The organism is Demequina sp. (assembly GCF_049841215.1).
Lineage (GTDB): Bacteria > Actinomycetota > Actinomycetes > Actinomycetales > Demequinaceae > Demequina.
In genome coordinates this window covers 318,200-328,094 of the sequence record NZ_JASGEO010000005.1, presented here as the reverse complement: position 1 = coordinate 328,094, position 9,895 = coordinate 318,200, and the positions used below count along the sequence as shown (strand labels likewise).

The following is a 9,895-nucleotide window of genomic DNA, read 5'->3' as shown; positions in this document are numbered from 1 at the left end:
GCCGGCGGCCGCAGGAGCCGGAGCGGCCGCCGGCGCGGGTGCCGGAGCGGGTGCCGGAGCGGGTGCTGGCGGAGTCGCTGGTGCCGCTGCCACGGGAGGGGCAGGAACAGCCGCCGGGGCGGGCGTGGGTTCGGGTGCAGGGGAGGGCGCTGCGGCCACCGGAGCGGGCTCAGCAGCAGGCGCGGCCGGGGCAGGAGCGGAACCGTCGCCAATGCGGCCGAGCACGGCACCGACCTGAGCGACATCGTCCTCGTTAACGAGGATCTCGGTAAGCGTGCCGGCGAAGGGGGACGGAATCTCGGTGTCGACCTTGTCGGTGGACACCTCGAGCAGTGGCTCGTCCACGGCAACGGTGTCGCCAACGGACTTGAGCCAGCGGGTCACTGTGCCTTCGGTGACGGATTCACCAAGCGCAGGAAGCGTCACGTCGCGGCCGCCACCTGCTGGCGCCGCAGGCGCCGCTGCGGGTTCTTCTGCTGGTGCGGCTGCGGGCGCCTCTGCGGCCACCTCGGGGGCAGCTTCGGCGACCTCGGGCGCCTCGGCCTCTGGCTCGGGAGCGGTCTGGGGTTCTGGCTGTCCAGCGGTCTCGCCAGGAGCGTCCGCGGGAGCCGCCTGCTCAGCCACCGGCTGGGCGGCCGCAGGAGCGGCGGGTGCCGCAGCGTCGGGCGCGCTACCGGCCTCATCGGCGGCGCCAACCCTTGCCAGCACTGCACCGACCTCGGCCACCTCGTCCTCGGGGACGACGATCTCAAGCAGGGTGCCCGCAACCGGCGAAGGGATCTCGGTGTCCACCTTGTCGGTGGACACCTCGAGGAGCGGCTCGTCGACGGCGACGGTGTCGCCGACGTTCTTCAGCCAACGGGTGACGGTGCCCTCGGTGACGGATTCGCCGAGAGCGGGAAGCGTGACGTCTGTGCTCATGATGGTGATTGTCTCCGAAATCAGTCGTGGGCGTGCAGCGGCTTGCCTGCGAGGGCCAGGTGGGCCTCGCCGAGCGACTCGTTCTGCGTGGGGTGGGCGTGGATGAGGGGAGCGACGTCGTCGGGGTGAGCCTCCCAGCTGACGATGAGCTGAGCCTCGCCGATCTGCTCGCCCATGCGCTCGCCGAGCATGTGAATGCCAACGACGGGGCCATCGACGACGCGCACGAGCTTCACGAAGCCTGTGGTGCCGAGGATCTGGCTCTTGCCGTTGCCGCCGAGGTTGTACTCGAGTGCCACGACCTTGTCGTCGCCGTACTCCTCCTTGGCCTTGGCCTCGGTAAGGCCAACGGAGGCCACCTCGGGGTTGCAATAGGTGACCCTGGGGATGTTCGCCTCGACGATCGGCGTGGGGTTGAGGCCCGCGATCTGCTCCGCGACGAAGATGCCCTGGCCAAAGCCACGGTGGGCGAGCTGTAGACCGGGAACGATGTCGCCGACGGCGTAGATGTTGGCGACGCCAGTGTGGAGGCGCTCATCGGTGAGGACGAAGCCGCGGTCTACGCGAATGCCCTGCTCCTCATAGCCAAGGTCCTGGGTGCGCGGGCCCCGGCCAACGGCGACCAGCAGCAGGTCCGCCGAGATGGTGGTGCCGTCCTCGAGCGTGACCGTGACGCCGTTCTCGTCCTGCGTGACGCCCTGGAAACGGACGCCGAGCTTGTAGTCGATGCCGCGGCGGCGGAACGCGCGCTCGAGGCCCTTGGAGAGCGCCTCGTCCTCGTTGGGGACCAGATGGGGCAGCGCCTCGACGATCGTCACCTTGGAACCAAAGGACGTCCACACGGAGGCGAACTCGACGCCGATCACGCCGCCGCCGAGCACGATCGCGCTCGTGGGGACGGTGTCGAGTTCAAGCGCTTGATCGGAGGTCATGACCCTCCCGCCGATCTCGAGGCCGGGAAGCGAGCGCGCGTACGAGCCCGTTGCGAGCACCACGTTGCGCCCGGTGTAGCGCTCGCCGTTGACCTCGACGGTGTCAGGGCTGACGAGGCGCCCGCGCCCCTCGATCACCGTTACGCCGCGCGAGTTCACGAGGCCCTGGAGCCCGCGGTACAGGCGATCGATCACGCCCTGCTTGTAGGAGTTCACCGTGTTCATGTCGATGCCCTGCAGCGAACTCAGCACGCCGTACTTGGAACCTTCGCGCGCGTTGTCTGCGAGTTCCGCAGCGTGCAGCAGGGCCTTGGTGGGGATACAGCCGTTGTGGAGGCACGTGCCGCCGACCTTGCTCTCCTCGACGAGGCCCACATTCAGGCCGAGTTGCGAGGCGCGCAACGCGGCCGCGTATCCGCCGCTGCCACCTCCAAGCACGAGTACGTCAAACGAGTGAGGGGTGGACTCGGTCACGATGGGGTCTCCTTGTAAGGACGGTCGGTACGTCCATCTTGCCACCCCCAGACTTACCTCGCGTACCTCGAACGACGGCTAGCCTTAACCCCATGGGACTGTTTTCGCGTAAGCCCAAGACCCCGGGCGCGGCCGCATCACCTAAAGATGCTCAAGCGGAGACGATGACGCACTTGCGTGACTTCATCGCCTCAAGGCCCGGCTGCGAAGCCTTCATCGAGCCACCCACTCGTGTCACGCAGACCACGATGGTGGTGGTGGCAGAGACGGGCGAGTGGACGCGCCGCCGCATTCCTGACCAGGCAACGGCGCGAAAAGTTGCGGACAAGCTTGGCATCCCCGCCTACGACGTCAACCTCTCCGGCTACCCCTCGCGCATGCGCGAGTGGAACGAGACACACCGCAAGCAGTTCTAGGCGCGCCGCGGCTCAGAATGGGTCGTTGGTCCGGCTATTCACGCAGATAGGCGAACTCACGACCCATTCCGGCCGCACGCGGCGAGGGGCTAAGCGTCCGCTCGCGCCGCAAGGAACCGCAGCAGGGTCCGCAGCGAGGCGCCCGTAGCGCCCGGAGGCGCATAGTCGTGAGCGGAGCCCTCGTTGAAGGCGGGGCGGGCGATGTCCAGGTGCGCCCACGGCGTGTCGCCAACGAACTCTTTGAGGAACAGGCCCGCTGAGAGCATGCCGCCGCCGTTAGGGTCGCCGATGTTCTGCAGGTCCGCCACCTTGGAGACGATGGATTCGCGCAGGTGCTCCGGCAGGGGCATGGGCCACATCGGCTCGCCCGCGGCGTTCGCAGCCGCGATCACCTCGTCACGTACGGCGTCGTCGCCCATCACTCCCGAGGTGCGAGTGCCGAGGGCCATGCCCTGCGCTCCCGTAAGCGTCGCGACGTCGAGCACCGCATCGGGAGACTCCTCGATTGCCTTGACAAGGCCGTCGGCCATCACGAGGCGCCCCTCGGCGTCCGTGTTGAGCACCTCGACCGTCTTGCCGCCGTAGATGCGGATCACGTCGGAGGGCCGCTGGGCGGTAGCAGACGGCATGTTCTCCGCGATGCACAACCAGCCCGTGACGCCAACGCCAAGGCCAAGGCGTGCCGCAGCCACCACGGTGTGCAGCACGATCGCCGCACCGGACATATCCGACTTCATCGTTTCCATGGACTTGGACGGCTTGAGGGAGATACCGCCGGTGTCAAAGGTGATGCCCTTGCCAACAAGCGCAACGGTGCCCTTGGAGTCGGCAGGCGTGTAGGCAACGCGCACGAGGCGCGGCGGGCGCGACGAGCCAAGGCCAACACCAAGGATTCCACCGCAGCCCATCTCGGCGAGTTCGTCCTCGTCCCACACCGTCACCGAGATGCCGTGCTCCGCGCCGAGCGCCAGGGCGGCATCGGCGAGTGCGGCCGGGTACATGTCGAGCGGGGGAGTGTTCACGAGATCGCGGGAGCCGTTGACGGCCTCCGCGACGATCGACCCGCGCTCGATCGCAGTGTCGGAGGCGCCCGCGATGTGCCACTCAGTGTCGTGGGCCTCGTGATCTGACTTGTAGGCCGTGAACGAGTAGGAGCCAAGTAGTACGCCGTGCACCACAGCGGTTGCGTCGCCGTCATCGCCGATTGGCAGTGCCACTGCCACGGAGGTCGCCTTCTTGCCCACTGAACGGGAGGCGGACCCTGCGGCCTCACGGAGGTCGTTCGCAGATCCGGAGCCAATCCCAACACCCACCACCCGGCGAGCGGAAACAGCCTCGCCACCAGGCACGACGGTCACCGAACCGAGCTTCCCGCTCGCGTCGAGCGCACCCAAGGAGGCCTCAAGCGCGGCCCGCGCAGCGTCGGGCAACTGAGGGTGGGACGCAACCTCACCATCCCCCGTGAGCCCCACGATGAGGGCATCGGCTGCGAAGGTGTCTAGGGCGTCGGAAAGTGCGCGAGCGGAGGTCATACGCCGAGCCTAACCCGCACTACGGTTGAGCCATGTACAGCTTCCTGTACCGGCACGTGCTGTGCCACGTTGACGCCGAGAAGGCACACCGATTTGGCGTCGTTGCCTTCGCGCGGTTGCCCTTCGTCTTCCGCGTGGGGCGATCCCTTGGCATCATCCCCAATCCGGGTCCAGCAGCGGCTCGCGAGGTGATGGGTCTGCGCTTTCCCGGTGCCGTGGGGCTCGCCGCGGGGATGGACAAGAACGCGGAGGCGGTGCTTGGCCTTGCGGCAGGCGGCTTCGCCTTCGTCGAGATCGGCACGGTCACCGCACGCCCGCAGCCGGGCAATCCCAAGCCGCGGTCGTGGCGCGAGTTGGACGTGCACGGACTGCGCAATCAGATGGGCTTCAACAACGAGGGAGCGGATGCGGTTGCCCGTCGCCTCGCTCGTCTGCGCGCGTCCGCGAGAGGCCGCGCCGTGCTCGTTGGGGTCAACATCGGCAAGACCAAGGTGACCGCGCCGGAGGACGCGGCAACCGATTACGCGTACTCCGCGCGGACGCTTGCCGCGTACGCGGATTACTTGGTGGTCAACGTCTCGTCACCCAACACCCCTGGGCTGCGGGACTTGCAGTCGGTGGACGCGTTGCGCCCCATCCTCGAGCACGTGCGCGCGGCGGCAAACGAGGCGGTCCCTGAACGGCACGTGCCGCTGCTCGTGAAGATCGCGCCCGATCTCGCTGACGAGGACGTGGACGCGGTGACGGACCTGGCGCTCGAGCTCCATCTGGACGGCATCGTGGCCACGAACACCACGATCTCCCACGACCGCGGGCCCGGAGGCCTGTCTGGGCCCCCAGTGCGGGAGCGCGCCCAAGCCGTGGTGGGCCGCATAGCTGCCAGAGCGTCGGGCCGATTGGCGATTGTAGGAGTGGGAGGCATTTCCAGCGAGGACGACGCCAAGGCGTTCCTGGACGCCGGCGCGGACCTGCTACAGCTCTACACGGCGTTTGTGTACGAGGGGCCGCGGTGGGTTGCGAAGCTCAACCAGACTCTTGGCAAACTCTCAGGAAAGTCGGGAACTAGATAGCCGCAGGGCGCGTTGCCTAGATGTACGTTCCTGCCAGGCGTACGAGCATTGTTTTCTCCTTTGAGATGAGGGGCCTGGGTAGATCACCCGGGCCCCTCATCGCGTCTGTGGCAGTTTCTTGACCGGCGCCTAGACGCGCGTCGAAGGGCTCGAGGCGGCCGTTTGTGAGGCGTCTGTCTCCACGACGTCGCCAAGCACCTCGTCGATGCGCGCCATGAGTTCGGCGGGAATCTCCACTCCAGACGCCTTCGCATTCTCGGTGACCTGCTCGGGGCGCGAGGCCCCAATGATCGCCGCCGCGACGTTCGGGTTCTGCAACACCCACGCCACCGCCAGCTGGGCGAGAGTCAGGTCCAGTTCCTGCGCAATGGGCGTGAGGTTCTGGACGCGCGTCAGCACGTCGTCGTTGAGGTAGCGCTTGATCATGTTGGCGCCACCCTTCTCGTCGGTGGCGCGGCTGCCCTCAGGCAGCGGCTGTCCTGGGAGGTACTTGCCGGTGAGCACGCCCTGCGCCACGGGGCTCCAGACGATCTGGCTGAGGCCCTCCGCCTCGGACGCCGGGATGACCTCAGGCTCGATGACGCGCCACAGCATCGAGTACTGGGGCTGGTTGGAGATGAACGGCACATGGAGCTCGCGCGCAAGCGCGGCACCCGCACGGATCTGCTCGCCGGTCCACTCGCTCACGCCGAAGTAGAGCGCCTTGCCCTGGCGCACGATGTCCGCGAACGCGAGCATCGTCTCCTCGAGCGGGGTCTCGTGGTCAAAGCGATGTGCCTGGTAAAGGTCTACGTAGTCCGTCTGGAGGCGCGACAGCGAGCCGTTAATGGACTCCATGATGTGCTTGCGAGACAGGCCCGTGTCATTCGCGCCCTTGGGACCGGTTGGCCAGTAGACCTTGGTGAAGATCTCGAGGCTCTCGCGGCGCTCACCCTTGAGGATGTCGCCGAGCACGGCCTCCGCTGCGGTGTTCGCATAGGCGTCCGCGGTGTCGAAGGACGTGATGCCAACGTCGAGAGCGGCCTTCACGCAGGCCGCCGCCTGCTCGTTCGCAACCTGCGACGCGTGAGTGAGCCAGTTGCCGTATGTGAGCTCCGTGATTTTGAGGCCGGAGTTACCCAAATAACGATAGGTGACCATTCGCCCAGCCTAACCGCTCGGTAACCAAGGCGCCCCAGCGTCGGGCCCCCCCGGCAGGAGACAACCGCTATGTACCGACAGGAATTGAGGGCGCGCGCAAGCGGTGCCCAGCGGGACAAGGGGGAGATGTGCCTGCTAAACGGGGAATTCGCCCCGGCGCACCTTGGGGCGCGGGGTACGGAAGCGACGCAGATTGAGTGCGCGCGCGATCGAGTAGAACGTGAATCCGCGCGGAATCTTGTTCTCGCCAAACTTCGCGATGAACGCCTTCTTGAGGCGACGCAGCGTGAGCCACGTCTCAACGGCCGCCATCAGCACGATCACGTAGAAGCCGAGAATCAGGATCGCCGCCGCCTGGTTCAGCCCGGGAATGAGCGACAGGATCACGAACAGGATCGAGAACGGCAGCAGGAACTCGCCAATAGACGTGCGCGCGTCGATGTAGTCGCGGATGAAGCGCTTCTCGGGGCCGCGGTGCTCTGCGGGCATGTTGCGCTCGTCGCCGGAACGCAGTGCCGCGTACTCGTTCTCGCGACGCTCACGGTCCTTGGCGCGTCGCTGCTTCGCGTCCGCCTTGACGTCCACCACGAGCCCGCGCTTGTTCGCGGCCTCTTGATCCTTGCGCTTTGGCGTCGCTTGCCCCTTCTTGCCCGACGGCGTGGTCGGCTCAGCGGGAGCGGCGGCTGGGGCGGCGGGTTCAGGCTTGTTGCGTGCCATGGTGAGGAGGGTCCTTACGGGTCAGTCTTTGGCCGGGTTCACGGCGGGCAGGGAGAGCATACGGTCTAGGGCGATCTTGGCGAGCCGCTCGGTCTCTGGATCCACGACGATGCGGTTGGGCACCTCGCCGGCCGCGAGTGACTCGAGCGCCCACACCAGGTGCGGGAGGTCGATGCGGTTCATCGTGGAGCAGAAGCACACCGTGTCCTCAAGGAAGTGGACGTCCTTGTCGGGGTGAGCGTTCGCGAGGCGACGCACCAGGTTGAGCTCGGTGCCGATGCCCCACGCGGTGCCGGGTTCAGCGGCCTCGATGGTCTTGATGATGTATTCGGTGGAGCCCACGTAGTCCGCCGACGTCACCACATCGTTGGCGCATTCGGGGTGCACGATGATGTTGATGCCAGGCACGCGCTCGCGCAGCGCCTCGACATTCTCGCGGCGGAAGCGGCCGTGCACCGAGCAGTGGCCCTTCCACAGGATCACGCGCGCCGCCGCGAGCGCCTCCGGGGTGTTGCCGCCAAGCGGTTTGCGGGGGTCGTAGAGCACACAGTCGTCGAGGCTCAGCCCCAACTGCAGCACCGCCGTGTTGCGGCCAAGGTGCTGATCGGGAAGGAAGAACACCTTCCCGTCACCGTCAAGGCCACCGACTTGATCAAAGGCCCAGCGCAGCGCCACCTCGGCGTTCGAGGACGTACACACCGCGCCGCCGTTCGCGCCACAGAACGCCTTGATGGCCGCCGTGGAGTTCATGTAGGTGATCGGCACGGTCTTGCCTGCCACGCCGATCTCCTGGAGCTGCGCCCACGCGTCGTCCACCTGGTTGATGTTCGCCATGTCCGCCATCGAGCAGCCGGCGGCCATGTCGGGGAGGATCACCTGCTGGTCATCGGACGTCAGGATGTCCGCGCTCTCGGCCATGAAGTGCACGCCGCAGAACACGATGAACTCCGCTTGCGGACGCGCCGCAGCGTCGCGCGCCAGCTTGAACGAGTCCCCGGTCACGTCCGCGAACTGGATGACCTCGTCGCGCTGATAGTGGTGACCAAGAATGAATACGCGGTCGCCAAGGGCCTCCTTGGCGGCTCGCGCTCGCTCGACTAGGCCGGGGTCCGACGCTGCGGGCAGTCCACCTGGACAGTCCACTCCGCGCTCAGACAGGGGGTCACGCCGGGTTCCCAGCAGCAAGAGGGCGGGGGAGGACCCAGGTTCCGTGAAGGTCTGCGTCATTCGGTCATTGTCTCACGGGCTTCAGGGCAGACTTGAGCCCATGCGCGCGGTGATGGGAGTGGAGCGGTGGCCCGGCGTGGACACCGTTCGCGACGTTGGCCGCATCGCCGCTTCCGCGTGGGGCGAGGTGTCCGACGCCACGCTCGAGGTGTTCGCGGTTGGCGACGGCGGCCCCCGCACGGCGGACTCCTTCCCTCCGGATCGCATGAGCGTAGGCGGAGTGCAGGCTGTCCCCACTCCCGCAGGGCTGCTGCTCAGCCCCAAGGGCGCGGACCAGCGCTGGAACCCCCAAGACCTCATGGCGGCGCTCTTGGGACTCGCAGCGGCCGCGGATGAGATCCAAGGCGCCGTCATCGTGCCCCTTGGGGATGCCACGCCCGCCGGAGACGCGCTCGAGGTGTGGGGCGCCGCGCCCGCCGCCACGAGGCTGCAGCTCGCCAAACTGTCGCTCCGCGTGCTCGTCACAAGCGACCGGCCGCTGCTTGGCTTCCACGGCATGAGCGCTTCCTTGCGCAACGGCAGGGAATCCGACGCCGCGCTCGCGGTCGCCTCGCAAGATCAAGAGGCGCGGTGGCGGGAGATCGCGGCGACCGGGGATGCGATCGCGTCCCGCGGCACCTTGCTGGGTCCCAACCGCCTCTCTGATGCGCCCGGCTCGGGCGCGGCCGGAGGCCTCGCGTACTGCCTTGCGGCACTGGGCGCCACGCTCACGAGAGCTACGGACTATCTTGCGGAAGCCGTCGGGCTGTCCGACGCTGTGGCCGGGGCGGACGTCGTGCTCGCCGTTGGTGGGCCGCTCAGCCCGGCAACCCTGGACCACGGGCTCGCGACCACCGCCGCGCGGCTCGCGGCACGCCACGCGCTACCTGCCGTCGCGATCACCACCGACCTCAGCGTGGGGCGTCGCGACGTCATGGCGGCGGGCCTCAGTGGCACTCACGAGGGAAATCCGGGACCTGAGGGCCTTGCCGACGTGGTGCGCCGCGTTGCGCAGACGTGGGCGCCGCGTCGCTGAGCGCACCACGACCGTGATATTCGCAACGCGATGTAGGGAATATCGCGTGGGCGTCGTACGCTGGTATCCACGGACGTGACAGAAGGGAGCCGCCCATGACGGACACTGCAATCGAGACCAAGGCCCACGGGGTAGTCATTACTGACGCCGCCGCGGCCAAGGTGAAGAGCCTGCTTGAGCAGGAGGGCCGCGACGATCTCCGTCTGCGCCTCGCGGTGCAGCCCGGTGGCTGCTCCGGCCTTATCTACCAGCTGTACTTCGACGAGCGCACCCTGGATGGGGATGCGGTTCGCGACTTCGACGGTGTCGGGGTAGTTGTTGACAAAATGTCCGTCCCGTACCTCGACGGAGCAACGATCGACTTCGCGGACACGATTGAGAAGCAGGGCTTCACGATCGACAATCCCAACGCGTCCAGCTCGTGCGCGTGCGGCGACTCGTTCAGCTAAAG

Annotated in this window: 10 protein-coding genes; 4 read left to right on the top strand and 6 right to left on the bottom strand. The window is 67.4% G+C overall.

Annotated features, from left to right (window positions below; genetic code table 11):
• Positions 1–921, bottom strand: a 921-nt coding sequence (locus QM618_RS02410; RefSeq protein ID WP_428094470.1) for a biotin/lipoyl-containing protein, incomplete at its 3' end; no start/stop codon positions are given.
• Between the two features lie 20 nt (positions 922–941).
• Entirely contained in the window at positions 942–2,327 is a 1,386-nt protein-coding gene (gene lpdA, locus QM618_RS02405) for a dihydrolipoyl dehydrogenase (protein WP_428094466.1), read from the bottom strand.
• 92 nt (positions 2,328–2,419) lie between these two features.
• Here lpdA and QM618_RS02400 point away from each other — a divergent pair, with 92 nt between their 5' ends.
• Entirely contained in the window at positions 2,420–2,743 is a 324-nt protein-coding gene (locus QM618_RS02400) for an oxidoreductase (RefSeq protein WP_428094462.1), read from the top strand.
• Between the two features lie 89 nt (positions 2,744–2,832).
• Here the strand turns inward: QM618_RS02400 and QM618_RS02395 are convergent, their stop codons facing one another.
• Positions 2,833–4,275: a leucyl aminopeptidase gene (locus QM618_RS02395; protein ID WP_428094459.1), complete on the bottom strand. Its 1,443-nt coding sequence runs from the start codon at positions 4,273–4,275 to the stop codon at positions 2,833–2,835.
• Between the two features lie 32 nt (positions 4,276–4,307).
• Here QM618_RS02395 and QM618_RS02390 point away from each other — a divergent pair, with 32 nt between their 5' ends.
• Positions 4,308–5,345, top strand: coding sequence for a quinone-dependent dihydroorotate dehydrogenase (locus tag QM618_RS02390; protein WP_428094456.1), 1,038 nt, complete (start codon positions 4,308–4,310; stop codon positions 5,343–5,345).
• A gap of 129 nt (positions 5,346–5,474) precedes the next feature.
• Here QM618_RS02390 and QM618_RS02385 read toward each other — a convergent pair whose 3' ends face one another.
• The 3 genes from QM618_RS02385 to nadA all read right to left on the bottom strand — a co-directional run bounded on the left by QM618_RS02385 (position 5,475) and on the right by nadA (position 8,429).
• Positions 5,475–6,485 carry an aldo/keto reductase family protein gene (locus tag QM618_RS02385; RefSeq protein ID WP_428094453.1) on the bottom strand — a complete coding sequence of 337 codons (1,011 nt, stop codon included), beginning with the start codon at positions 6,483–6,485 and terminating at the stop codon, positions 5,475–5,477.
• Between the two features lie 135 nt (positions 6,486–6,620).
• Complete coding sequence (locus QM618_RS02380; RefSeq protein WP_428094450.1) at positions 6,621–7,202, bottom strand: DUF3043 domain-containing protein; 582 nt, start codon at positions 7,200–7,202, stop codon at positions 6,621–6,623.
• A gap of 21 nt (positions 7,203–7,223) precedes the next feature.
• Positions 7,224–8,429, bottom strand: coding sequence for a quinolinate synthase NadA (nadA, locus tag QM618_RS02375; RefSeq protein WP_428094447.1), 1,206 nt, complete (start codon positions 8,427–8,429; stop codon positions 7,224–7,226).
• Positions 8,430–8,469: 40 nt separating this feature from the next.
• On the opposite strand from nadA, the gene QM618_RS02370 reads away from it, so the two are divergent.
• Both QM618_RS02370 and erpA read left to right on the top strand, forming a co-directional pair.
• Positions 8,470–9,444: a glycerate kinase gene (locus QM618_RS02370; protein WP_428094444.1), complete on the top strand. Its 975-nt coding sequence runs from the start codon at positions 8,470–8,472 to the stop codon at positions 9,442–9,444.
• A gap of 95 nt (positions 9,445–9,539) precedes the next feature.
• Positions 9,540–9,893: an iron-sulfur cluster insertion protein ErpA gene (gene erpA / locus QM618_RS02365; RefSeq protein WP_428094441.1), complete on the top strand. Its 354-nt coding sequence runs from the start codon at positions 9,540–9,542 to the stop codon at positions 9,891–9,893.
• Positions 9,894–9,895 lie beyond the last annotated feature (2 nt).